The organism is Tundrisphaera macrotermitis (assembly GCF_051175315.1).
Taxonomy (GTDB): domain Bacteria; phylum Planctomycetota; class Planctomycetia; order Isosphaerales; family Isosphaeraceae; genus Tundrisphaera.
Map to the genome: position 1 here is coordinate 6,654,863 of NZ_CP195100.1, position 23,167 is coordinate 6,678,029.

General features: G+C 68.6%; 23 protein-coding genes. 10 read left to right on the forward strand and 13 right to left on the reverse strand.

All coding sequences use genetic code 11. From position 1 onward, the window contains the following. Positions 1 to 30: 30 nt before the first annotated feature. The 3 genes from TA3x_RS26910 to miaA all read right to left on the reverse strand — a co-directional run bounded on the left by TA3x_RS26910 (position 31) and on the right by miaA (position 4,510). The gene (locus tag TA3x_RS26910; RefSeq protein WP_435017762.1) at positions 31 to 1,839 is read right to left on the reverse strand and encodes a hypothetical protein; all 1,809 of its coding nucleotides are present in this window, start codon (positions 1,837 to 1,839) and stop codon (positions 31 to 33) included. A gap of 178 nt (positions 1,840 to 2,017) precedes the next feature. Then, positions 2,018 to 3,493 (reverse strand): sulfatase, encoded by a 1,476-nt coding sequence (locus tag TA3x_RS26915; protein WP_435017763.1) that lies wholly within the window; start codon positions 3,491 to 3,493, stop codon positions 2,018 to 2,020. A gap of 48 nt (positions 3,494 to 3,541) precedes the next feature. After that, positions 3,542 to 4,510 carry a tRNA (adenosine(37)-N6)-dimethylallyltransferase MiaA gene (gene miaA, locus TA3x_RS26920; protein WP_435017764.1) on the reverse strand — a complete coding sequence of 323 codons (969 nt, stop codon included), beginning with the start codon at positions 4,508 to 4,510 and terminating at the stop codon, positions 3,542 to 3,544. A gap of 274 nt (positions 4,511 to 4,784) precedes the next feature. On the opposite strand from miaA, the gene TA3x_RS26925 reads away from it, so the two are divergent. Next, entirely contained in the window at positions 4,785 to 4,973 is a 189-nt protein-coding gene (locus TA3x_RS26925) for a hypothetical protein (RefSeq protein WP_435017765.1), read from the forward strand. 21 nt (positions 4,974 to 4,994) lie between these two features. Here TA3x_RS26925 and TA3x_RS26930 read toward each other — a convergent pair whose 3' ends face one another. Together TA3x_RS26930 and TA3x_RS26935 are read right to left on the reverse strand one after the other, a co-directional pair. After that, on the reverse strand, positions 4,995 to 6,401 hold the full coding sequence (locus TA3x_RS26930; protein WP_435017766.1) for a hypothetical protein: 1,407 nt from the start codon (positions 6,399 to 6,401) through the stop codon (positions 4,995 to 4,997). Between the two features lie 79 nt (positions 6,402 to 6,480). Continuing rightward, the gene (locus TA3x_RS26935; RefSeq protein WP_435017767.1) at positions 6,481 to 8,088 is read right to left on the reverse strand and encodes an ArnT family glycosyltransferase; all 1,608 of its coding nucleotides are present in this window, start codon (positions 8,086 to 8,088) and stop codon (positions 6,481 to 6,483) included. A 306-nt stretch (positions 8,089 to 8,394) separates the two neighbouring features. Between TA3x_RS26935 and TA3x_RS26940 the strand changes: the two genes are divergently transcribed. Continuing rightward, complete coding sequence (locus TA3x_RS26940) at positions 8,395 to 9,066, forward strand: protein-tyrosine phosphatase family protein (protein WP_435017768.1); 672 nt, start codon at positions 8,395 to 8,397, stop codon at positions 9,064 to 9,066. Between the two features lie 156 nt (positions 9,067 to 9,222). Beyond that, on the forward strand, positions 9,223 to 9,726 hold the full coding sequence (locus tag TA3x_RS26945; protein WP_435017769.1) for an N-acetyltransferase: 504 nt from the start codon (positions 9,223 to 9,225) through the stop codon (positions 9,724 to 9,726). 177 nt (positions 9,727 to 9,903) lie between these two features. Here the strand turns inward: TA3x_RS26945 and TA3x_RS26950 are convergent, their stop codons facing one another. From TA3x_RS26950 to TA3x_RS26960, 3 genes are all read right to left on the reverse strand, one after another. Further along, entirely contained in the window at positions 9,904 to 10,146 is a 243-nt protein-coding gene (locus tag TA3x_RS26950; RefSeq protein WP_435017770.1) for a hypothetical protein, read from the reverse strand. A gap of 72 nt (positions 10,147 to 10,218) precedes the next feature. Then, on the reverse strand, positions 10,219 to 10,872 hold the full coding sequence (locus TA3x_RS26955; protein WP_435017771.1) for a sigma-70 family RNA polymerase sigma factor: 654 nt from the start codon (positions 10,870 to 10,872) through the stop codon (positions 10,219 to 10,221). Positions 10,873 to 11,015: 143 nt separating this feature from the next. Continuing rightward, on the reverse strand, positions 11,016 to 11,387 hold the full coding sequence (locus tag TA3x_RS26960) for a hypothetical protein (RefSeq protein ID WP_435017772.1): 372 nt from the start codon (positions 11,385 to 11,387) through the stop codon (positions 11,016 to 11,018). 181 nt (positions 11,388 to 11,568) lie between these two features. Between TA3x_RS26960 and TA3x_RS26965 the strand changes: the two genes are divergently transcribed. The 3 genes from TA3x_RS26965 to TA3x_RS26975 all read left to right on the forward strand — a co-directional run bounded on the left by TA3x_RS26965 (position 11,569) and on the right by TA3x_RS26975 (position 15,317). Continuing rightward, a complete protein-coding gene (locus TA3x_RS26965; RefSeq protein WP_435017773.1) occupies positions 11,569 to 12,732 on the forward strand; it encodes an A/G-specific adenine glycosylase in 1,164 nt (387 codons plus the stop codon). Between the two features lie 412 nt (positions 12,733 to 13,144). Then, positions 13,145 to 14,512 carry an ATP-dependent Clp protease ATP-binding subunit ClpX gene (gene clpX / locus TA3x_RS26970; protein ID WP_435017774.1) on the forward strand — a complete coding sequence of 456 codons (1,368 nt, stop codon included), beginning with the start codon at positions 13,145 to 13,147 and terminating at the stop codon, positions 14,510 to 14,512. 109 nt (positions 14,513 to 14,621) lie between these two features. Further along, the gene (locus tag TA3x_RS26975; protein WP_435017775.1) at positions 14,622 to 15,317 is read left to right on the forward strand and encodes a Uma2 family endonuclease; all 696 of its coding nucleotides are present in this window, start codon (positions 14,622 to 14,624) and stop codon (positions 15,315 to 15,317) included. Between the two features lie 38 nt (positions 15,318 to 15,355). Here TA3x_RS26975 and TA3x_RS26980 read toward each other — a convergent pair whose 3' ends face one another. After that, positions 15,356 to 16,483, reverse strand: a complete 1,128-nt coding sequence (locus TA3x_RS26980; protein ID WP_435017776.1) for a pyridoxal phosphate-dependent aminotransferase — start codon at positions 16,481 to 16,483, stop codon at positions 15,356 to 15,358. Between the two features lie 263 nt (positions 16,484 to 16,746). Here TA3x_RS26980 and TA3x_RS26985 point away from each other — a divergent pair, with 263 nt between their 5' ends. Then, on the forward strand, positions 16,747 to 17,064 hold the full coding sequence (locus TA3x_RS26985) for a hypothetical protein (RefSeq protein WP_435017777.1): 318 nt from the start codon (positions 16,747 to 16,749) through the stop codon (positions 17,062 to 17,064). Positions 17,065 to 17,096: 32 nt separating this feature from the next. Continuing rightward, on the forward strand, positions 17,097 to 18,356 hold the full coding sequence (locus tag TA3x_RS26990) for an MFS transporter (protein ID WP_435017778.1): 1,260 nt from the start codon (positions 17,097 to 17,099) through the stop codon (positions 18,354 to 18,356). 179 nt (positions 18,357 to 18,535) lie between these two features. Here TA3x_RS26990 and TA3x_RS26995 read toward each other — a convergent pair whose 3' ends face one another. After that, positions 18,536 to 18,754: a hypothetical protein gene (locus TA3x_RS26995; RefSeq protein ID WP_435017779.1), complete on the reverse strand. Its 219-nt coding sequence runs from the start codon at positions 18,752 to 18,754 to the stop codon at positions 18,536 to 18,538. A 465-nt stretch (positions 18,755 to 19,219) separates the two neighbouring features. On the opposite strand from TA3x_RS26995, the gene TA3x_RS27000 reads away from it, so the two are divergent. Next, a complete protein-coding gene (locus TA3x_RS27000) occupies positions 19,220 to 20,542 on the forward strand; it encodes a putative sugar nucleotidyl transferase (protein ID WP_435017780.1) in 1,323 nt (440 codons plus the stop codon). Here the strand turns inward: TA3x_RS27000 and TA3x_RS27005 are convergent. Both TA3x_RS27005 and TA3x_RS27010 read right to left on the reverse strand, forming a co-directional pair. Then, positions 20,539 to 20,994 carry a DUF1569 domain-containing protein gene (locus tag TA3x_RS27005; RefSeq protein WP_435017781.1) on the reverse strand — a complete coding sequence of 152 codons (456 nt, stop codon included), beginning with the start codon at positions 20,992 to 20,994 and terminating at the stop codon, positions 20,539 to 20,541. The two genes, TA3x_RS27000 and TA3x_RS27005, sit on opposite strands and share 4 nt — an antisense overlap. A 6-nt stretch (positions 20,995 to 21,000) precedes the next feature. Further along, positions 21,001 to 21,498: a YbjN domain-containing protein gene (locus TA3x_RS27010; RefSeq protein WP_435017782.1), complete on the reverse strand. Its 498-nt coding sequence runs from the start codon at positions 21,496 to 21,498 to the stop codon at positions 21,001 to 21,003. Between the two features lie 237 nt (positions 21,499 to 21,735). Here TA3x_RS27010 and TA3x_RS27015 point away from each other — a divergent pair, with 237 nt between their 5' ends. Further along, positions 21,736 to 22,713 (forward strand): DMT family transporter, encoded by a 978-nt coding sequence (locus TA3x_RS27015; RefSeq protein ID WP_435017783.1) that lies wholly within the window; start codon positions 21,736 to 21,738, stop codon positions 22,711 to 22,713. Here the strand turns inward: TA3x_RS27015 and TA3x_RS27020 are convergent. Further along, entirely contained in the window at positions 22,698 to 23,147 is a 450-nt protein-coding gene (locus TA3x_RS27020) for a sirohydrochlorin chelatase (RefSeq protein WP_435017784.1), read from the reverse strand. The genes TA3x_RS27015 and TA3x_RS27020 overlap by 16 nt on opposite strands. Positions 23,148 to 23,167 lie beyond the last annotated feature (20 nt).

The following is a 23,167-nucleotide window of genomic DNA, read 5'->3' on the forward strand; positions in this document are numbered from 1 at the left end:
TCGCACGGTCCAACCCGCCCCCGTCGCCGATCAGGGCCGGGCGCTGCTCACCCGGGGCGGGCTCTCGCCGGTGATCGTGGTATGGGCGATGGCGTGGATCAGGTCATCCTCGGACGGCTTCTCGCCGTGGGGCAGGTCGGCGTGATCGAGCTGGACCCGGCACGTGCCGCTCCCCCGGCCGACCGCCTTCGCCTCGATGCTGAGCGTGAGCGTCGCCCCCGGCTCCAGGCGGTCGATCTCCGGGAACATGAAACGGCCGTCCTCCTTCTTGAACTGGACCGTTTCGAGCCCCGAGATCCCCTCGATCACCAGGTTGGTCGACAGCATCCCGCTCAGGAGGATCTTGGACGCGGCCTGGGTGCCGACGTTGCGGATCTGGAGGTCGAAGACCGTGGTGTCGCCGACGTCGATCACCGGGTTGGAGCTGCTCATCTTGACCACGACCACCGCCAGCCCCTTCACGTCGGTGGCCACCCGCGCGGTCTGCCGCAGCTCGCCCGAGGTCGCCTCGACCAGGGTGGTGTAGAGTCCGACCCCGCCGGTCTGGTAGGTGAACGTGAATTCGCGGGTCATGTCCGGGTCGAGCCGGGGGATCGCCCAGAGGATCTTCCGCTGCTGCTTGTCGAACACGCCCACGTTATCGCCGATGTTGGTCAGCCGGCCGCCGGTGGTGGGCATGGTGGCCACCACCTTGACGTTCTCCATGGGGGCGGTGCCGGTGTTGGCGACGGTCAGGGTGTAGTCGTTCTTCTGGTCGGTGTAGCGGTGCTCGTGGGCCGAGAGCTTGACGACCAGCTTGGGGCTGATGACCTCGATCGCCCTGACGCACTTGGCGTCATCGGGCACGGGGGTGACGTCGGGGCTGGAGACGATCACCGTGCAGGTCTGCTGGCCGCCGGCCTTGGTGTCGACGACCAGGGTATCCAGGTCGAACCGCTCGCCGGGCTTGATGACCGGGATCACCTGCTCGACGGACCGGTCCCCGTCCACGCTCCGGAGCCCGTCGCTGAGGTTGGCCTGGACCACCACGTTGCGGGCCGGGCCGGTGCCCGGGTTGGAGACCGAGATCCGGAAGTTGGCCGCCCGGCCGATCAGCGGTCGGGCCGAGTCGACGGTCTGTTCGACCTTGAGCTTCGGCTCCTGGACGATCAGGCTGGCGCGGGCGCCCGCCTTGGCGGTCACGGTGGCCGCGTGGTCGCACACCGTGACCTTGTTGGCCTTCACCTTCACGGCGATCGTCCAGTCGGTGCCGACGGCGAGCGACGGCTTCTTCCAGTAGTAATTCGACTTGTTGACCGGGTCCTGCATCGAGTCGGGGACGCTGGAAACCAGTTCGAGGCCGTCGGGCACCTGGTAGACGACGGTCACGCCCACGGCCTCGACGTTGCCCGTGTTCTTGACCAGCAGGTTCACGGTCATCTCGCGCCCGAGGTTGATGACGGGCCCGGGCTGCTGGACGTCGATGGAGAGCTTGAAGTCCTGCCGGCCCGTCGACAGCCGGTCCATCGGCAGGGCGAAGCGGTCGCCGTCGGAGACCCCGCCGGCATCGGCCGGCGTCGGGGCGGCCCCGGGCTTGGGCTTGGCCCCCGGGAGCGGGTTCGTTTCGTCGGCCGCCCCGGCGGGGATCACCGCCTCGTCGTCCGGCGCGGGCAATGCCGCCGGCTCGGACCGGGGATCGTCCAGGGGTTCGGCCGGGATCACCATGCTGCCGGGCGAGAGCCGCTCGGGCGCCTGTGCCAGGGCGGTGGCCGCGGCCTGGGGGAGCGTCAGGGCCGACAGGATCGCCAGCGGGGCGAGCCATCGCCGGCAGGGCCGGGTCGATTCGAATAACCAGATCATCGGAATACGGTCCCCTCCCTGGGAACGACGCCGTCGTCGCGCGGGCCGGTCGGATCGGCCGATCCGCCCTCCCCCCGACGCCGGGCGCAGCCCGGCCCGGGCCGATCATTGAAGTCGGTTGATACCAGATCGTCCCGGGCCCGAAAAGGTCAAAACGCCCCGGGCCCGCCGTCCTGGCTCATCGTTGGAGGTCGGCCGGGACGATCGGCTCGCCGTCCCAGAGCCACCCGCCTACTCCTCGGGTGAGCAGGCGTCCCACGCTCCCGGGGGCCGGCGGGGCGTCGGCGGCGGGGAGCCAGCGGGCATGCTCGCGGATCGTCTCCGCGTGGCGCGGGTCCTTCGCCAGGTTGATCCACTCGTCGGGGTCGGTTCGGTGGTCGTAGAGTTCCTCGGACCCGTCCGCATAGCGGATGTAACGCCAGTCCTTCGACCGCACCGCATGATTGCCCGGGTTGTGGGTCGTGATCGCCGGCCAGGGGCGGGGTGCGGCGGGGTCGCGGAGCTGGGGCGCCAGCGAGTGCCCTTCCAGCCCGGCCACGGCGGGCAGCCCGGCCAGCTCGATCAGGGTGGGATAGAGGTCGAGCAACTCCGCCGGCTGGTCGCAGCGGGCATCGCGGGCGATGCCCGGCCCCGCGAAGATCAGGGGGACGCGGGTCGACCTCTCCCAGAGCGTGTTCTTGCCGGTGATCCCCTTCTCCCCCAGGTGCCAGCCGTGATCCGACCACAGGACGACGATCGTCTCGTCGGCCCGCCCGCTCGCCTCCAGCGCATCCAGGACGCGGCCGACCTGGCTGTCCATGAAGCTCGTGCTCGCCAGGTAGGCCCGGACCAGCGGCAGCCACTGGTCGTTCTGTTCCAGCCAGGACAGCCTCGGCTCGGGCAGCTTCCAGTGGAGGTTCCAGGCGAAGTCGGGGACGTCCGACCGGTCATCGCGGTTGATGTGCGGCCGGGCGAGGGTCGCCAGCGGGTGGAGGTCGAACCATCGCTTCGAGGCGAAGCAGGGGACGTGCGGCAGCCGGAACCCGGCCGCGATGAAGAACGGGGCGTCGGCCGGGGCGGACCGGAGGCGGGCGATCGCGGAGTCGGCGATCTTCCAGTCCGCCTGGTCCTCGTCCCGCTCGGGGAAGATGCCCCAGTCCATCGCCTTGATCGCCGCCGGGGTGGCCACCAGCTTGGTGGTGGGGAACGGCATCGGGCCGTTGTTGCCCCAGGCCTGCAGCTCGCGGGGACGGTCGGCCGGGGGAACCGATCCGTCGTGGAAGAGCTTCCCGGCGGCGAACGTCGAGTATCCCTGGGCCGCGAGGTGCTGGGGCAGCGTCGTCCGGTCCCGCGCGACCGGCGACTTCCGGAATCCCGGCTGGAGGGCATAGATCCCGGTCGTTGTTGGCCGGAGGCCGGTCAGGAGGCTGGATCGGGAGGGGTTGCACAACGGGGCCTGGCAATGGGCGTTGGCGAACAGCGTCCCCCGCCGCGCCAGGCGGTCGATGTTCGGGGTGAAGGCCTGGGGGTGGCCGCCCAGGCATCCCACCCAGTCGTTCAGGTCGTCGATGGCCAGGAACAGGATGCTGGGCGGCTTCTGCCGGGCCGTCGCATCGACGCCATCGGCGCCGGGGAGGGCCAGGGCGAGGATCAGGCAGGACCAGGCGGATGTCATGATCGGGGCGCCGTCGGGAGGGAGGATGGACCGGGTTCCGCGATGGCCTCAAGGAGAACAGATCGGGTCGCGGCGCTCCAGCCTCTGGGCCAGCCTCGCGGCGGTCTGCTCGGCCGGCTCGTCGTGCGGGACCGGGAAGAACTCGACCTCGGAGAGTCCGCGGAACCAGGTCGTCTGCCTTTTGGCGAACTGCCGGGTCCGGGCCCGGATCCGTTCCATCGCCTCGGCCTCGCCGAATTCGCCGGCCAGCATGTCGAGAACCTCGCGATAGCCGACCCCCTGGGAGGCGACCGGCCCGATCGGGCGGGGGGCGTCGCGGAGCCGTCGCACCTCGTCCACCAGCCCGGCGTCGAACATCTGCCCGACCCGGGCATTGATCCTCCGGTGCAGCTCGTCGCGGGGACGGTCCAGGGCGAACACCGCCACCCCGGCCGGCGCGGGGGTCTCGTGCTCGCCCCTCTGCTCGCTGAATGGGCGGCCGGTCGCGGCGATCACCTCCAGGGCCCGGACCACCCGCCTGCGGTCGTTGGGGTGGATGCGGGCGGCGGTCGCGGGGTCCAGCGCGGCGAGCCTCGCGTGCATCGCCGGGTCGCCGATCCGGGCGGCCTCCTCCTCCAGTTCGAGCCGCAGATCCGGGACGGCCCCCGGGCCATCGAACAGGCCGCGCAGGAGCGTCTTCAGGTACATCGGCGTCCCGCCCACGAACATGGCCGGGACGTGGCGTGTCTCCAGGTCGGACAGCACCGCCGCGGCCCGGTCCCGATAGTCGGCCACGCTGGCCGACTCCCAGGGTTCGAGGACGTCGATCAGGTGATGCGGCACCCTGCCGCGTTCCCGGGGCGTGGGCTTGGCCGTGCCGATATCCATGCCCCGGTAGAGTGTCAGCGCATCCAGGGCGATCACCTCGGCCCCGATCCTTCGAGCCAGGGCCACCCCCACGGCCGTCTTGCCCGAGGCGGTCGGCCCGGCCAGGTAGACGGCCCTGTGGAACCGGCGATTCGCGTCGGCGTCGTTCATCTTCTCCTACCCTCGACACATCAGCAAAACGCCGAACAATCAGGCACAAGCGGGCGGTTTACTGCCCGATTCGAGGCACGCCAGTGGACAAAACCGGGGCCGACTTCGTAGACTTGGGTGACACGAGAGTGATGCCGGCCAGCCTTTGCCCGATTTCGGACCATCGGCCCGGCAATTGCTCTCATCCCTGGCGTTAGATTCCTGGACGCCATCATCGTCCCCACCACATCCGGATCGGGGACCCATCCCCTCAGGCGAAGCCGACAGTAATCCCATGCAAACCAACCTGCCCGAAATCAAATCGGCCGACCTCAAGGCCGCTCTCGACTTCCTGACCGGCCCCCGCGACGCTTCGGCCACCCCCGCCCGCGTCAAGCGATCGGCCCACACCGCCCGCCCGGTCGTGACCGTCCACCACGGCATCAATCGGGACCGCATCCGCGCCGCCAAGACGGCCGTCTGAGGCGGCGGCGGCCTCCGTCGGTCACATCTCCCAGACCCGGCGACCGCCCAGGAACATCGTCAGGAAGCCGTCCTCGCTGACCTTGAGCACCGGCCCGTGCAGCGAGGCGGCCAGGGCGGCCAGGGTCCGGGCCCCCTCGACGGCCCGCGCGACCTTGAGCGTCTCGGGCGCGATCCGGAGGATGGCGCCGAAGGTGAGCAGCCGGCCATCGCGATCGGTGACGACGGCCCCGTCGATCCCGGACAGCGATTCCAGCACGGCCGGGTCGATGTCGGCGAGGCCCCGCCCCCGGACGACGTGGTGGAGCGACCGCTTCGCCAGCCGGGGGGAGAGATTGTCCGGATCCTCGGGATCGTCGATGGCGACCTCCTCGTCGATCCGGTCGGCCGGGGCGATCAGTTGCGGGATCGACGCCATCGGGTCGCGCAGGACCACGAACAGGGCGCCCTTGCGGTCCTCGGCGAGATTCAGGGCCGCCTGGAAGATCCGCCCCGCCAGGTCGAGGCAGGTGGTCACACCGACCGCCTTGCACCACGTCGCGAACTTGGTCGGGATGTCGAGCAGGCGCCAGCGGGCGTCGCTGAACGAGAACATCATCTCGCCCCGGGCGAAGATCTTGATCTCCTGCGACGGCGTAAGCACCAGGCAGACGTGCCCCCCTTCCCTGGTCGCCCGGGCGTGGTCCTGGTAGGCGCGGGGGCACGGGCTCGTCGCCGGCTCGACGCCGACGGCCCGGTCGGCCCATTTCGACACCTCGACGGCGCGGGCCAGGTCCCCCTGCCGGTCGACCAGGTAGACGGTGCGGATCCCGTCGCAGAGCCGGTGGAAGCCCTTGATCGCGGTCAGCCGGACGCTGTACCGGGGAGCCCCCTGGGTGTTCTTCCACGCGGGGTTGGCCGGGTCGTGCTCCGTGCCCAGCAGCAGCGCGCCGGTCGAGACCCGGCGGTTCTCGTAAGTCGAGAGGGCCGCGACCCGCAGGGCCTCCAGCGCCGTGGGCAGCCGGGACGCGTCGGGCGATCCGACATACTCGCCCACGATAAAGTCTTCGAAGGCGTACTGGAACAGCTCGGCGCGGCTGGCGGCCTCGGATTCGAAGAGCGACTGGAACCGGACGTCCAGGATGGCGACGATCACCTCGATCAGGCGGCGTTCCGACGGGAGGAACGGGATCGGCGTTCCCGGCTGGAAGATGTAGATCGAGCGGAGCCACTCGATCTCCACGCCGAGGCCGTCCGCCTCGTCGGCCACGCGGAAGCGGGCCCGATCGATCCCCTCCCACTGGATGAAGCTGCGGTCGCTGGCCAGGTCGAGGATCGCGTCCGGGAAGAAGTGCTCCAGGCTGCGCCGGAGGAACATCTGGTAGAGGCCGACCACCCGGGAGGCGGGCCCGGGCGGACGCTCCGGGACGATGGCCGTATCGGACTCCATGATGCTCGACTCCGCATTCCTCGGTGGTGGCCCCGGCTTCCCGGCCACGGGCCTCGTTCGCCTGACATCTTCGCCCATTCTATCGGGACCGGGGAAGGCCGGATCTCGCCCGGGCCTCATCGCCGGCCGGGATCGCGACGACCCGACGCGGCTCGGCGTCGAGGTCGCCCGGCAGGAAGGGGAAGGCCATAATCTGCCGGATGCACCGAAAAACCCGGATCGACCGCACCACCCCGCCGGCGCGGGTTACGTCGAAGGCCGCCACCGGCTCGATCCGCGAGAAGTAGCGTTCGTAGCACTCCGGCTCCGCCTGGCGGTCGTTGACCGAGATCAGGAGCCCATCCTTGCCGACCCAGTCCTCGGGGCGGCTCCAGAAGGCGAAGCCACGCGCATCGCGGTCGTTATAGCAGAGGACCGGGATGCCGCTGTCCCGGGTCGCATAGGCGATCTGGCCGCTGGAAATCCAGTTCCCCGTGAACAGAAAATCCGTGTCGCGGCCGAGCAGCCCGCGACGGCCCAACTCCTCCGCCACCTGATCCCACCCGTAGAGTTCGATGGTCTGATCGATCTTCGACTTCGGAGGTAGGATCCCGAGGGAGACGCGCGCCCCCTGCTGGAGGAAGCCGAATTGGTACTCGGCCAGGACGAATGCGACGGGGATCAGCGTCGCCAGGGCCAGCATCTTGAAATACTTGAGGGCCTTCGCCGGATCGGCCCGCCACCGAGCCTCCCAGGCCAGGCCCAGCAACGGGAACAAGGAGAGGTAGCCCACCAGGGTCCAGTGGGGCAGGACGCGATGGAAGCAGGCCACCCCGGTGAACGCCACCAGCGGCGCGATCGATCCGCACAGGAAAAAGCGCTCGACCCGCCCGATCTTGCGGAACTGCCGGACCCCGCGGACCATGATCACGGCCAGCATGATCCAGATCCACGGGAAGAGGTAGGCGATTTGTCCGCCGATCATCGCCGCCAGGTAATCGGGGCGGGGCCACAGGCTCCCCACCGCCCGGCCGCCCTGGAAGAGGAACGAGACCCAATGGTGGGAGGCGTTCCAGGCGATCACCGGGGAGAAGACGAGGATCCCGATCAGGGCCGCCAGATAGGGGCCCGGCCGGCGGAGGACGCGGCGGGCCGATGGCTCGACCCACAAATAGATGAGGGCGCCGGCCGGCAGGAAGATCGCGTGGTACTTGCTCAGGAGGGCGAGGCCCCAGGCCACCCCGACCCCCAACCAGGGGAAGATCCGGTCCGGCTCGTCGAACGCCGCGGCCAGCCGGTCGAGCGTCAGCAGCCAGAAGAACAGCAGCGGCCCGTCGGGCAGCACGAACGAGCTGGCCGCCGCCGTGTGGTAGGCCGTCACGTTGAGCGCGAACGCCGCCAGCAGCCCCACGCGGGGGCCGAACGGCCGCTCGGCCAGCCGGTACATGAGCCAGGTCGAGCCCGCGAACAGGGCGATGAAGCCCAGCCGGAGCGCGAACGGGGAGGTCGACCCGCGCAGCAGCGCCGGACCGATCGACTCGATCACCGCCACCATCGGCGGGTGGTCGAAGTAGCTCCAGTCGGGGTGGGCCCAGAACAGGTAATGGTAGGCCTCGTCGTTGCCCGGCCCCAGGATCGAGGCCCAGGCGAGCCGAAGCAGCGTCGATGCCCCGATCAGGAGCCAGAGCGTCCGACGTGGCGTCATCATGCGGGTTGGTCTCGGGCGGGCCTTGCCGTCGGCCCGTCGGGCCGGGGACGGGGCGGATCCGCCCGACTCGGCCCCGCGCCATAGACGGGGTATCTTACCGATTCCACCAATTGTCGCGACGGCAATTCCCGATCCGGCCGCCGGTTCGAACTGGAATCGAGCCCCCGGATTGCCGATCCACAGGAAATGGGCCGGGTCTTGGACGATCTAGGCGGTCCGACCGATCCCTGATACCATCCGCGCCTCGCGCCCCGGCGGGCGTCGCCGCCCCGGGGCAATCCGACCCACGAAACGGAGTTCGTGCCGATGACCAAGCGACGCATCTGGACCCGGCGAGTGCTGTTCCTGGCCCTCGGCGTCCTGGCCTGCCACCAGGCCTGGAGGCACGGCCACGATTACCTCTTCGCCGACCGCTTCGCCGAGGTCGAGCCGGGGCGGATCTATCGCGGGGCCTGGCAGAAGACCTGGCCGATGAAGCGGATCATCCGCGATCGCCACATCAAGACCATCGTCGCCCTCGCCCACCCCATGACCCACCCCCTGCCCCAGCAGGAGCAGGCGCTGGCCAAGGAACTGGGCGTGCGCTGGGTCCACGTCCCGATCGTCGACCAGCGCGGCCCCGACGATCGCCGGACCATCTCCGATCTCCTGGAGATCGCCGCTTCGGAACTCGCCAACCCCGCCAACCAGCCGGTCTACTTCCACTGCCACCACGGGATCAACCGGGCGTCGATGGTCCAGATGGCCTATCGCATGCTCTATTGCAATTGGACCCTGGAGCAGGCCAGCGCCGAGATCGATCACAACTTCGGGCTGGTCGAGGTCTCGCGAGGGCCGGACTATCGACACATGGAAGACTTCTATCGCGAGCGCGTCCTCCCCAGGCGGATGGTCGAGCGGGCCTCTCAGGCGGGGGCGGTCGCCGAGCCGGCCTCGGCGACCGCACGGACCGACTCCACGACGACCCTGCGGAAATAGCCCATTCGCCCCGATCCGAATTTCACCACTTGATTCGGGGGCCGGTGCTCCTAAAATTGGTATTACGCTTTTGCCCGAGAAAACCCGGCGGTCCGGGGATCTTGAGGCCGAGGCAACAAAACCCGGGTTCACCCCCGGGGTTTGGGGGTCCCTCGATTGAACATTCGCCCCGCTCGCGTTGGTGACGTCCCGGCCATCCAGGAATTGATCCGATCCTTCGCCGACCGGAAGCTGATGATCCGGAGGTCTCCGGGAGAGCTTTACGAGTCGATCCGCGAATTCTTCGTGGCGACCGACGACGTGGGCCAGGTTGTGGGCTGTGCGGCCCTCCATGTCTTCTGGGAAGACCTGGCCGAGCTGAAGTGCCTGGCCGTTTCCGAGCGGGCCCAGGGCCTGGGCATCGGGCGGAAGCTGGTCGAGGCCTGCTGGAAGTCCGCCGAGGAGCTGGAAATCCCCTCGGTCTTCACGCTGACCTACGTGCCCGATTTCTTCGAGAAGTGCTCGTTCCACCAGGTCGAGAAGACCGAGCTGCCCCACAAGATCTGGAACGAGTGCGTCCGCTGCCCGCTGTTCCCCAACTGCACGGAAACGGCCCTCGTCCGCTCGTCCGTCCCGGCGGCCACGGCGCCACGGGAAGACCTGATCCTGGCCGAGGCCTGAGCCGGCGGCCGACCGCAACGAAACGGGGGACACGATCGACGTGCCCCCCGACCCCGTCCCGACGGCCCCCGAAGGCCGATCGTTCGCACGCCTCATCGTCGGACCGCGGATGGGGATCTCATCGGACACTCCATCCGCCGGCCCCGATGCTCGGCCATCCCGATACGCAAGCGGCTGTCAGTCCAGGGACGTGACGGCCTCCGCGACCTCGGGGACGGGCGGCGCGGATAGCTCGACCTCCAGGGGGCGCCGCTTGCGCTCGGGCCGCTCGATCTCGAAGTGGCGGTCATCGTCGTCGAACGCCAGATTCAACTGCCCGGGCATCCCCGGCTCGATGCGGCAGACCCGGATCCGCAACACGTCGCCCGAGCGGTGGGTCACATCCACCCACTGACCTTCTTTGCGCTTCAAAACAAGCATGGTCATCTCCTTCGAGGGGTTGCCAAAACATTCCACATGAGCAAAATCAACTGACGATCGCGGGGCTTCGACTCAGACGCCGACGAGTTCCTGGGCCATGGACGATTTGCGCGACCGCCGGGCTCGTCGCCAGGTCGGCTGGTACGAGGTGTCGGCGCGATAAGGTTCCGCGAGGAATTCCATGGCCTGGCGATGGATCCGGTTGATCTCCGATTGCGAGACCCCCATCACCTCGGCCACCTCGGCCAAAGTCTTCCCTTCGAGATAGCGGAGCCGGCAGACCTCGGCGTGACGCGGGGGGATCCGACGGAGGTGCCGATCGACCGAGTCGGCCGCGTCCACGTCCGCGCCAACGGCGGGGTTGGAGGGGGAGTTGAGTGCGACCCCGAACTCCTCGTTCAATGGGGTGAGTCGATGGACTTCCGGGGCGTTTTCGTAATCCTTCTCCCACCCGGACAGGCACATCGAGCGGCCCACGTCGTTGAGGGCACCCCGGATACGGAATCGGGCGAAGGTGGCGAACTGGATGTTACGCGACGGGTCGAACGATCGCGCCGCCTCGACCAAGGCCAGGCAGGCCGCCGACTCGAAATCATCCCGCCAGTGCCGGAACATCTTCTTGAGGGGCTTCGCCAGGCCCCGGGCCAGCGGCAAAAATTGTTCGGCGAGTTCCTGCTGCACGGGTGTCAGGGGCGCATGGGCCGCCTTGTACTTCTTCGGCTTCATCGCGGCCTCGCCGCCGGTCGAATGACCCCCCCTCGTCGTCGCATGATTCGAGCTGATCTGATCCATGAGTCCACAATCCCCAGTCTGACTATCTGGCCTCATTCCACCCAGGATGACCCGACTCGATCCGTCCGCTGGCGTGATCAACCTTCAACTCGACCCCGACCCTCGCCCATCCCCAGGATCTCGTTCACCTCATGCCGATTGGCCCGGAGCTGGGCCAGGATGCCGCGATGCTTGGTCTTGCACACGGCGAGGTAGAGGGCCCCGACCCGAGTGTCACCCGCCGGGGTGGCGAGGGCCGCCCGGGCCCGGACGATCCGGCCGCGTGCCAGTTCCAACTCGCCGGCCAGCCGATCATTGGAATGCATGAGCTGGACGAGTCGCTCCAAGGGGTTGGCGGCATCCCGGCCGCGGTTCGGCCGATCGACCCGTCCAAGATCGGACCTCTCCGTCATCCGATCGCCCGCGGTCCGGTTATCGCATTCGAGCGTCGCGTCGATGTGGCCGATCATGGTGTCATCCTTCCAGAACTGTTGCGTCCGGACCGCCCGGCGGCGGCCTCGAACCTTGCGTGTCCGGCAGGTTTAATCCCGCTCGCACAACCCTAATTTAACCTACACAAACACAAGGTCAATCCCCTAACCAGGAATTTCTCCCCAATCAGTCCATCTTATCCATGCAGAGAACTCGTTCATGGCCCGAAAAAAGCCCGTAAACACCGGAGTTGACAGCTCGGGAGCCCCGGATCTCGACCCGGCCTGGATCGGTCGGATCCGGGAGAAGTTGGACACCTGGTATCGGGGCGCGGCCCGGAAATTACCGTGGCGGGAGGATCGCGACCCGTATCGCATCCTGGTGTCCGAGATGATGCTGGTGCAGACGACGGTGGCCGCGGTGATCCCGTACTTCGCGAGATTTCTCGCCCGATTCCCGGATTTGCAATCGCTGGCGGAGGCCGACGAGGCGGATGTCCTGAAGGCCTGGGAGGGACTGGGCTATTATCGCCGGGCACGCCAGCTTCATGCGGCGGCCCGAGCGATCCAGCAGGGCCACGGCGGGGTCTTCCCGTCCGACCCGGACGAGCTGCTCGCCCTCCCGGGCGTCGGCCGCTACATCGCGGGGGCCGTGCTCTCGTTCTCCTTCGATCGCGCCGCGCCGATCGTCGAGGCCAACACCCAGCGAGTCCTGGCGCGGTGGCTGGCGTGGGAAGGTGACCTGAAAGCGTCCGCGACCCAGGCCCGCCTCTGGGAGGCGGCCGGCAGGCTCGTCCCGCAAACGGGATCCGGCGATTTCAACCAGGCCTTCATGGAGTTGGGGGCCCTGGTCTGCATCCCGCGCGGGCCGCTGTGCCTGGCGTGCCCCGTCTCGGCGGAGTGTCGTGCCCGGGCCCTGGGCCTCCAGGATCGCCTGCCGATCATCGCCCCCAAGCCGCCGCCCCGGGAGGTGGCCGAGTCCTGCGCCCTGGTTACCCGGGAGGGCCGATTGCTCCTGGTGCAGCGCGGCAAGGGCCGGCTCTGGGAGAACTTCTGGGAACTCCCGACCATCCACCTGGCCGGCCACGACCCGGCCGGGCGATCATTCGGAGAGGCCATCGAGTTGGCCGATGGGGTCCTCCGCCTGACCGGGGTGGTCGCCGACGTCGGGCCGCCCTGGCGGACGATCAAGTTCGGAGTCACGACCCACAAAGTCACGTTGACCGCCCATCATGCCAAATGGTTGTCCGGCGAACCGGCCCCCGGGCCGGGCCTTGTCGCCGCACGATGGGTCGAGCCCGGGGCGATCGCGGGGTACACCTTGGGGGCCGCCACCCGCCGCATCCTGGCGGGATGGGGCGATCCTGGGGGCGAGACGGCCTGATGCTCATCCGGCAAATGGGAGGGGGCCGGGATGGTTTCGCCGAAGACGACCCGCTGTCTGTCATGGCGCCGACCCGCGCCGCCCGATCAAGCCACAACGACCCGAATGCCACGAACCGGCGAGGGTCGGATTTACCTGTCGGGTTGCACCGGGCCATTTCGTCCATTAGAATGACCCAGTTGGCGAATGATGGGAAGCTTGCCGGGATCCTCGAGAAGGAGTTCGGGGCGATCGGTCACGATGATCCGGGGGGTCGTCACGAGCCCATCCCGATGGGTAAACGACGCCCGGGTCGCCAATTCGGACCATCGCCGTCCTCGACGGCAGGCTTCCGCAAAATCGTCTTCGCCATCCTCGACCCGACGCTTGTCTCCAAGGCGGGTCCCCGTTTCGAGGGACGAAAGGACTAGGCATGCCATCGGGTAAGGACATCACGGGCGGCTCGTCGGGAGGCGGGGGCAAGCGTGGCGGAGGTGGCGGCAGTGCCCCCACGGGGACGACCGGTGGCACCAAGAAAAACGCCTACTGCTCGTTCTGCCGCAAAAGCTACCGCGACGTCGGCCCGCTCGTCGAAGGCCCTGGTGACGTCTATATTTGCGGCGAATGCATCGAGCTTTGCCAGTCGATCCTCGACACGGAGCGTCGGCGCCGGGGCGTCCCCAAGACGCTGTTCACGGACATCCCTACGCCTCGCGAGATCAAGGAACAGCTCGATTCCTACGTGATCGACCAGGATCGGGCCAAAAAAGTCCTGGCTGTCGCCGTCCACAATCACTACAAGCGGCTGGTCCACGCCGAGGAGACCGGCAGCGAGATCGAGCTCGATAAGTCCAACATCCTCCTGATCGGCCCGACGGGATGCGGCAAGACGCTGCTGGCCCGGACCCTGGCCCGGATCCTCAACGTCCCGTTCGCCATCGGCGACGCCACCACCCTGACCGAGGCGGGTTACGTCGGCGAGGACGTCGAGAACATCCTCCTCAAACTCTTGCACGCCGCCGACTTCGATCTGGAGAGTGCCCAACGGGGCATCATCTACATCGATGAAATCGACAAAATCGGCAAGACGAACCACAACGTCTCGATCACGCGGGATGTCTCGGGCGAGGGGGTCCAGCAGGCCCTGCTCAAGATGCTCGAAGGGACGATCGCCAACGTCCCGCCCCAGGGGGGCCGCAAGCACCCCGAGCAGCAGTACATCCAGATGGACACGACCAACATCCTGTTCATCTGCGGCGGGACGTTCGTCGGGCTCGACAACATCATCGCCCGGCGGATCGGCCGGAAGACGATCGGCTTCGGCAGCCAGACCGAGGCCCAGCACGAGCACGAGTTGAGCGACCTGCTCGACCGCGTCGCCTCGGACGACATCCTCGAATACGGGATGATCCCCGAGTTCGTCGGCCGCCTCCCGATCGTCTGCCCGCTGATGCCGCTGGACGTCGAGGCCCTCGTCCAGATCATGACCGAGCCCAAGAACGCCCTGGTCAAGCAGTACCGGCGATTCTTCGAGATGGAAGGGGCCGACCTCGAATTCGCCCCCGAGGCCCTGGTCGAGATCGCCAAGAAGGCGAAGGCCAAGGACACCGGCGCCCGCGGGTTGCGGTCGATCGTCGAGGAGATCATGCTCGAAGTGATGTACGAACTGCCCGACAAGTCTCCCAAGGAGAAGGGCAAGTACATCATCACCCCCGAGGTGGTCCGCAAGGAAAAGAAGCTGTTCGATACCCCGCCGATCCCGATGACCCCGGCCAAGGAACGCAAGAAAGAAAGCGCCTGATTCGGCCCGGTCGGGTTGAACCTCGAAATCATCGACGGGCCGGGTTGACACAGATTTGTGATCATCCCGGCCCGTTGGCGTTCCCCGGCTGGTGAGGAGATCTCCGCCGATGAGTATCGTCTATCGAACCACGACCGTCACCCAGCCACCCTTGATTCATGGCCAGCGGCTCGACCAGCCCACGTTCCACGACCGTTATCTGGCCATGCCCGAGGACGTCCGGGCGGAACTCGTCGGCGGAGTGGTCTACATGATGTCGGCGCTGCGCTACTGTCACGGCGACCTGGACGGAGCAATCAGTCTTTGGATTCAATCCTACCGACGGCGGACTCCTGGATTAAAATCCCCGGTGAACGTCACGACCAAGCTGGGAATCGATGCCGAGGTCCAGCCCGATTGCATGCTCCATATTCGCGAGGACCATGGGGGCCAGGCCAGGGTCATCAATGAATATCTGGTCGGGGCTCCCGAGTTGGTCGTCGAGATCGGATACGCCAGCCGGGCCTACGACCTCGGCCCCAAGAAGGACCAGTACGAACGCTCGGGCGTGCTGGAATACCTGTTCGTCGGCGTCGATCCCGACCAGGTCCTATGGTTTGCCCGACGCGATGGCCGCTTCGAGCCGATCTCGCCAGCCGAGGATGGTACGCTCCGTTCAAGAGTCTTCCCCGGCCTCTGGCTCGATCCTGCCGCCCTCTATGCCGACGACCTCGATGCCCTGATCGCCCCCCTGGACCGAGGCATGGCCACGCCCGAGCATGCAGCATTCGCCGATGCACTCCGGGCACGCAAGGCGGGGCCATGACCCGGGCGGCGGACGGTCGGCGGCCCCGCTTGATCCCGTTAGAGGGATTCGGCCCGGGGGTCGGTCGCCAGGGAACGCAGGACGTCGAGGCCCCGCGCCAGGGTGTCGTCGGCAACGGCGTACGAGATCCGGAAGTGGGTATCCTTCGCGCTGAAGACGTTGCCCGGGATGATGAGCAGGGAGCGACGGATTGCCTCGGCGACGAATTCGGTCGCGGTGCCCCAGGGGGCGCGCGGGAAGGCGTAGAAGGCCCCGCTGGGCGTGGGCAGGTCGTACAGGTCGCCCAGCGCGGCCACGACGGCGTCGCGCTTGCGGCGATAGGCATCGACGTGGCCGGAAAGGTCGACATCGAGGGCGGCGACCCCGGCCCTCTGGACGATGCTCGGGGCGCAGACGTAGCTGAACTGCTGGAGCTTGGCCATCTCCTGGATCAGCCGGGCCGGCCCGTGGGCGAACCCTAGCCGCCAGCCGGTCATCCCGTGCGACTTGCTGAAGCCGTCGACCACCAGGACATCCTCGTTCCAGGTCGCCGGTGCGGCGAATGGGGCATCGAAGCAGAAGGCCCGGTAGACCTCGTCGCTGATCAGCAGGACGTCCCGCTCCTTGCAGAGCCGGGCCAGGCGCCCCATCTCGTCGGCCGAGGCCACCACGCCGGTCGGGTTGGCGGGGCTGTTGACCAGGATGCACTTGGTCTTCGGGGTGATGGCGGCGGCCACCTTGTCGACGTCGACCCGGAAGTCGGGGTAGGTGTCCAGGATCACCGACGTCCCGCCCGCCAGCGTGACCAGGTGGCGATACATCACGAAGTAGGGGTCGAACAGGATCACCTCGTCGCCGGGATCGACCACGCAGCAGAGCGCCAGGAGTAGCGCCCCGGACGTGCCCGAGGTGATCAGGACCTGCCGATCGGCGTGGTGGAACTCGGCGTCGACGGCGGACTGGATCGCGCCTCGAAGCTCGGGGATGCCCTGAGTCACCGTGTAGGCGTTGAACCCGCCCTCGATCGCCTCGATGGCGGCGGCCTTGACCGGGTCGGCGACGTCGAAGTCGGGCAGGCCGATCGACAGGTTGATCGGGTCCTTCATGGACTTCGCCATGTCGAACGCCTTGCGGATGCCCGAGGCGTCGATGTGTTTCATCCGATCGGCGATCCAGGCATCGTTCACGGCGCGAACCCTATGGAGAGGTAGAAGTCGGCTTTCGGATCTGCGGATCCCGGCCAAGCATCGGATTGTACGCGGGGCGTGCCGCGTTGCCAAAGGAGTCGGCGTGCCGTAGTCTAGGTGTTTGCCCCGAGCGAGCCCAAGCGAGCCCAAGGAAGCCGATGTTCTGGATCTTTTCTGGGCTCGCATCGGGCGCTTGGGTCGCGATGGCGGCCGGCCTCGCCCTGGGGTGGCCCCCGCCGGATTGGTCGGCCGGTGGAAGCTTGATGGCCCATATCCTCGCGATCGACTCGATTTCACGGTCGGGACGGTATGTCACTCACCTGGTCCGGGCGGGCGGGTGGCCCGATTGGATGGCGGCCCAGGGGGAGAAGAATCGCCGCAAGGCGTTGGTCTACGCCGGATGGGGTATAGCGTTGCTGGTCGCGACGCTCGTGTCGCGTGGCGGGTGGCATGCCACCCTGTGCGTGGCGACCTTGGCCTACCATCTGGGAGCTTTCGCGTCGGAAGGACTCCTGATCGCGACGCAAGATCGACTGCTGCGAGATTACCAATCGCGAAGCGTCGCCGAGCGACCCGTTTGATCCGTCGGTCCGGCCCGGGAGGGTGATCGTTGATGTCTCCGCTGGTTGTCGTGGTCCTGATCGTGCTGGTCGACTTGCTCGGCTTCAGCATCGTGATGCCGTTGCTGGCCCCGTTCGGCAAGGAATATCACTTCGATGGCCGGCAGATCGGCCTGCTGCTGGCCGCCTACCCGATGGCGCAACTGGTCGCCGGGCCGATCCTGGGCCGACTGAGCGATCGCTTCGGCCGCAGGCCGGTCCTGGCCGCCAGCCAGGCGGGCACCGCGATCTCGTTCTTCATCCTCGGGTTCGCCACCGACTTCACCACGATGTTCCTGGCCCGCCTGCTCGACGGGGCCTCCGGCGGCAACATCCTAGTGGCCCAGGCCTACGTGGCCGACGTCACCAAGCCGGCCGACCGGGCTAAGGGATACGGGCTGATCGGGATGGCCTTCGGCCTGGGGTTCGTGCTCGGGCCGATCCTGAGCATGGGGCTGGTGTCGCTGCCGATCGCCCCCGAATGGCGGCTCCGCCTGCCGTTCCTGGTCGCGGGCGGGTTTTCGACGATCGCCTGGATCCTGGTCCTCGCCCGGCTCCCCGAGTCGTTGCCGGCCGACGCGCGAGCCCGGCAAAAGGCCCGGGTCGTCAGCCTCCGGGGCCTGGCCGATAGCGTCTCGATGCCCATCGTGGGCGCGATGATCGCCCTGGGCTCGTTGGTCATCCTGGGCTTCGCGGCCCTGGAAGGCACCTTCAGCCTCTACCTCGAACAGCGGCAGGGCTGGGGTCCGGTCGGCGTCCTGGGCGGGTTCGCCTTCCTCGGGCTGGTCGGGGCCGCCACCCAGGGCGGGTTGCTCCGACGGCTGGTGCCCCGCTTCGGCGAGCCGAAACTGATCGTGGCCGGGTTAGTCCTGCTGATCGTCGGATTCGTCGGGCTGGGGTGGACCTCCGGGACGGCCGCCATCCTCGCCTCGACCCTTGCGGTGGGGATCGGCCAGGGGCTGACGACCCCCAGCATCAACGGGATGCTCTCCAAGATCACCCCGAGCCGCGAGCAAGGGGCCGTTTTCGGCACGCTCTCCTCGGCGCAAACCCTGGCTCGGATGGTCAATTACGTTGTCGCCAACCTCCTGTTCGGCCGGGGCAACACGGGCGCCCCGTTCTGGATGGCCGCCGCCATCGTCCTCGCGGCGCTCGGCCTGGCCCTGGCCTGCCTGCCCGTCGCCGCACGCCGGGCGGAGGCCGTCGGCTCGTTCTCGGACCAGGAGGGTGAGCCGGTGCCCCTGGCCGCGGGGGCCGAGGGATTCTCCGCCTAGATCCCGGTTCGAAACGACGCCGGGCGTCCCCCGACCGCGTTGCAGGTCGAGGGACGCCCGGAGGATGAGATCAGTCCGGTCTCGAATCCGGACGGCCCGGGTGGGGCCGAGCGAGTAGGACCGGAAGAACGGGGCGGTGGGGCCTTCGGTGTCCCAGGATGAGATCCTGGCCCGACCGCTCAGCTCCGGCTTCGGCCATGCGAGAAGACTGCGGAAATCGCTTCGTTGCGGGAGTACCCGGCATCCGGGGCCTCGGCGGAGCGGCTGTAGCCGGCATCCGGGGCCTCGCAGGCCAGGTGGCCGCGGTCGACGGGCTCGACGTGACGGACGGTCTGGGTCGGATTCGTCACGAGAGCGGTGGGGGCGATCGGATTCTGGATGCGAAGTGCGACGGACATGGGAAACCTCCCCGCGCGACGCGGGCAAAACCTGGGATGGGGCCCGAGCCCGCCGGGCGAGCCGCGACGAACTCCATCCCGCACCCGGCCGTTTCCTCTCGGCCGGATGCACGACCGCCCCATCGAGGGGCGATCGGAGCTGCGTCGCGAACCGGGCCATCCTTCCGACCCCAACCAGCAAGCCGGGGTTCGGAGCCGGGTCCGGCTCGCGACTCATCCAGATAAAGTCTACTCAACGAAAATGGAGCCGGCCAGTCGATTCCGCCCCGAATTTCTGGAGGAATTGCAGGAGATGTGCCGATTGTGGTCGATTCGGCGGCCGAACGCCGATGGCGGAAGAATTGCCGTCGCCCCCGCCGAACCGATCTCGATCTTCCCCATTAGGGCCCCGTTGCGCGATCCGCACGGCGAGGCCCCGGCCCGGGTGGAGCCCCGGCGTCCGTCCGCCACGAAAGGAGTCGATCGATGCGTCTTTGCCTCGTCGAAGATGGCGCGGTCTCGGGCCTCGAACCCTTGACCCTGACGCGGCCGGTGTTCGACCTGCGGCTCGGCTCGGGCACCCTGGGCTCGAAGATCTCCCGAGCCTTCGGGGCCAGGCCGGGCCCGGCCCGCCGAGCGGTGATCGTCCGGCCCTATCTGGCGGCGGTCCAGAAGGCCCGCGACCCGCAGACGGTCGTCAACGACGCCGATTGGCTCGCACGCGGGCCGGTCCTGGTGGCCAACGGCCGGTGGGTGCCTCCGGCCCAGGTCGACCCCTCGATCATGGGCGGGACGGCCCCGTGGGTCGGCCTGTGCGACGGCCAGCCCGCCTGTGCCTGGGTCGATCCCGACGACTCGGTCGGCCTCCGCCCGAACCAGGTTGCCGATTGGTTCGAGGACCTGATGGCCCGCGCCGAATGCCGCGACATCGGGGGGGAATGGATCGCCCGGCCCTGGGATCTGGTGGCGCGCAACGCGGATCACCTGGCCCGCGACTTCCACGCCGAAGGCCCGGCCCGCGTGAGCAACCGCCACCTGGCCTCGGCCGCGATCGTCGGCCCGTCGGAGTTGCTGTCGATCCACGAGACGGCCCGCGTCGATCCGTACACCGTGTTCGACACCACCGGAGGGCCGATCACGGTCGCCGCCGGGGCCTTCATCCAGCCGTTCACCCGGGTGGAAGGCCCCTGCTACATCGGCCGGCAGACCCAGCTATTCCGCGCCAACGTCCGGGGCGGCACGACGATCGGCCCGAATTGCCGGATCGGCGGCGAGGTCGAGGCCAGCGTCGTCCACGGCTTCTCGAACAAGTACCACGAGGGCTTCCTGGGCCACGCCTACGTCGGCGAGTGGGTCAACCTGGGGGCGATCACCTCCAACAGCGACCTCCGCAACGACTACGGCGAAGTCCACGTCCCCCTGGTCGGCGACCCGATCGCCACCGGCCAGGCCAAGGTCGGTTGCTTCGTGGGGGACCACACCCGGACCGGGATGGGGTCGATGCTCAACACCGGCACCAGCATCGGCGTGATGTGCAACGTCCTGCCCGCCGGGCTGCTCCTGCCCAAGCACATCCCGTCGTTCACCTCGGTCCTGTATGGCCAGGTCGCCCCGGGGTTCGACCTCTCCCAGTTGTTCACCACCGCCGAGACGGTCATGGGCCGGCGCGGCAAGGCGTTTAGCGACGAGGAGCGGCAGCTCTACCTGGACCTCCACCAGCAGACCCGACTGGAACGCGAACGCGCGTTCCAGAGGGCCAAGGACCGCCGCGGCGACCAGTGGCCCGTCGCCGCCAAGTCCTACCGTTAAGACGGGTCCGGGATGGCGAAGCTCAGGTGGTGGGCGCAGTGGATCCGGACGAGCCGATCCCATTCCTCCCTGGACAGGGGCCCGAAGACGCGATGGGGGATCGCCGGGCCGGGGGAGGCCGCGTAGTGGGCCAGGGCGTCGCGGAGGCCCTCGGCCTCCTCGCGCGCCTCGCGGACGGGCGGGAGCACCAGGGTCGGCGGCAGCGGGATGCCTTCCGGGAGGAGGCCGGTCTCGAAAACCTGGCGTTTGAGGTCCGGGTTGCTCGCGGGCGGCGGGGCATCGGGCGTCGGGGGCGGGGCGTCGACGACCAGGCGGGTCATGGTGGCCAGGTGCTGGCAGATCTGCGCCAGCGACCACCGGCCGACCCTGGTGTGTCCGGCGAGGAGCCGATCGACGTCGGCGGTGATCGCGTCGAGGCTATCGTAGCGGAGGGGCCTGCGGCCTGGGGTCATCGCGGTTCATCCTTCGTCGTCGGAAAGGGGGTCGGGGAGGTCGTCTCCCAGGGCGTGCAGGGCGTCCTGGCGTTCCCGCCAGCGCCAGAAGCCGAAACAGGCGGAGAAGAACGAGTTGGTCAGGTGGTTCACCAACTCCTGGTGGATGCCGGGCCCGAGGTTGAGCCACTGCTCGCAGAGGATCCGCCCGGTCGCGGAGATGTTGAAATCCTCGACCTCCAGGTAGACCTTGGGCAGCTTGTACAGGGCGTTCCACTCGTTGCAGAGGCGGATCTGGCGATCCCAGTCGGCGCGGGGGACGCGCTTCAGCACGTCGCCGCGCAGGCAGAACTGGCTGCGATCGTCGCCCGAGGCCGCCAAGAGGAACCGGGGATGGCCGGCGAGTTCATCGTCGTAGCCGAATTCGACGACGAAATCCCCCTCGAGGTCGCGGAGATAGTGAAGCCCGGCATCTTCCAGGAAGGCCTGGATCATCGGCTGGCCGAAGCCCTCCACGAACCCCATGCGGGCGACTCCTTTGCGGCGGGCCGGGGGATGGTGAGACGCGGGGGATCGGCCCGCTTCATTGGAGCCCGCGGCCGCCCCGAGTGCAAGGGGAGCCGCCGAAACCGAACCCGGCGGCTTGCCTCGTGTCCCTACGATGGAAGGATACGCCGGCCCCGGTCGTGGGCCGACGTCGGTCGATGGTCTGACGGGGAAGGCGGTCCGGGTCCCATGGCGGTCGTGGCGAGAGATGGGTCGGTGGCGAAGGGGAACGGCGGGGCGGTCGGCCTCGGCGCGTTCGGCTCCCTGGCGATGATGGTCCTGATCGGGTCGAGCACGGCGGTGGCGGCGAAGATCGCCGTCCGCGAGATCCCGGTCGGCCTGGTCCCGATGGTCCGGTTCGGCGTGGCCGGGCTGATCCTGTGGCCGATCGTGGCCCGGGGCGATGTGCTCATGCGGATGTTCCGCGAGGACCGCTGGAGGCTGCTGCTGGCCGCCGCCTTCTGCGTGCCGATCAACCAGGCCCTGTTCCTCAACGGGGCCCGATTCGCCCCGGCCGGCCACATCGGGATGATCTATGCGGCGGTCCCCCTGGTCGTCCTGGGCCTGGCCACGGCGATCGGGCAGGAACGGCTGACCGGGCGGAAGATCCTGGGCGTGCTGGCCAGCGTCGTCGGCGTCGGGCTGATCGCGCTGGAGAACGTCTGGAGAGGCGGCTCCGGCGGCCGTGACGTGCTCCTGGGGGACCTCCTGGAAGTGGGGGCCGTGCTCGCGTGGGGGTCGTACCTGGCGGTGAACAAGCCTTTGGTCGCGCGATTCGGGGCCATGCCCACCCTGGCGGCCACCTTCCTGGTCGGCTCGCTGCTCGACCTGCCGATCGCGATGGCGACCGCGCCGGGATGGCCGCCGCTGTCGGAGATCTCCCCCGCGGCGTGGGGTGCCCTGCTCTACCTCACCTTCGCGATCTCGATCGCCGGCCTGGCCTTCCAGAACCTGGCGATGAAGAAGCTCGACGCCAGCCAGGTGGCGACGTTCGGCAACGTCGCGCCCTTGCTGACGGTGCTGTGGGGCTTCCTCCTGTTCGGCGAGCGGATCTCGCCGGTCGCCGCCGTCGGCGGCGGATTGGTGCTGCTGGGGATCGCGGGGATCGCCTCCCGGGGGCGATCGGTCGCGCTACCGATCTCCCTGACCAAGCCCGGTCATGCGGCGATCCCGGCCGTTCAGCCCGCCGCGTGATCCCCCATCGGCGCGTAGCGCCCGGCCATCTCGGAGGCGGGCGCGAACGCCGGGGCCGGTCCGGGCCCGTCCAGGTCGGCAACGCGCTTGGCGACCAGGTCATCGAGCAAGGGGTCGGGGCCGAGCGGCGGGCCGAGGCGGAACTCGACCCCAGGATGCCGCGCCGATAGGTCGTCGCGGGCGGCGGTGAGGTCGCGGAGCAGGTGGACCCCCGCCGACAGGAAGTAGGGGACCAGCAGGACCCGGGTCGCCCCGCGTTCGATGCAGCGGTCCCCGCCCTCGGCGATCGACGGGCCGGCCAGTTCCAGGAACGACGGCTCGACGATCCGGTGCGAGCCGCGATCGGCGAGCCGGGCCGCCATGCGCCGCAGATCCTCGTTGGCCGGCTCGTGGCGGCTGCCGTGGGCGATCAGGAGGACGGCGGTCTCGGTCATGCGATCGGCTCCCGGCGAGG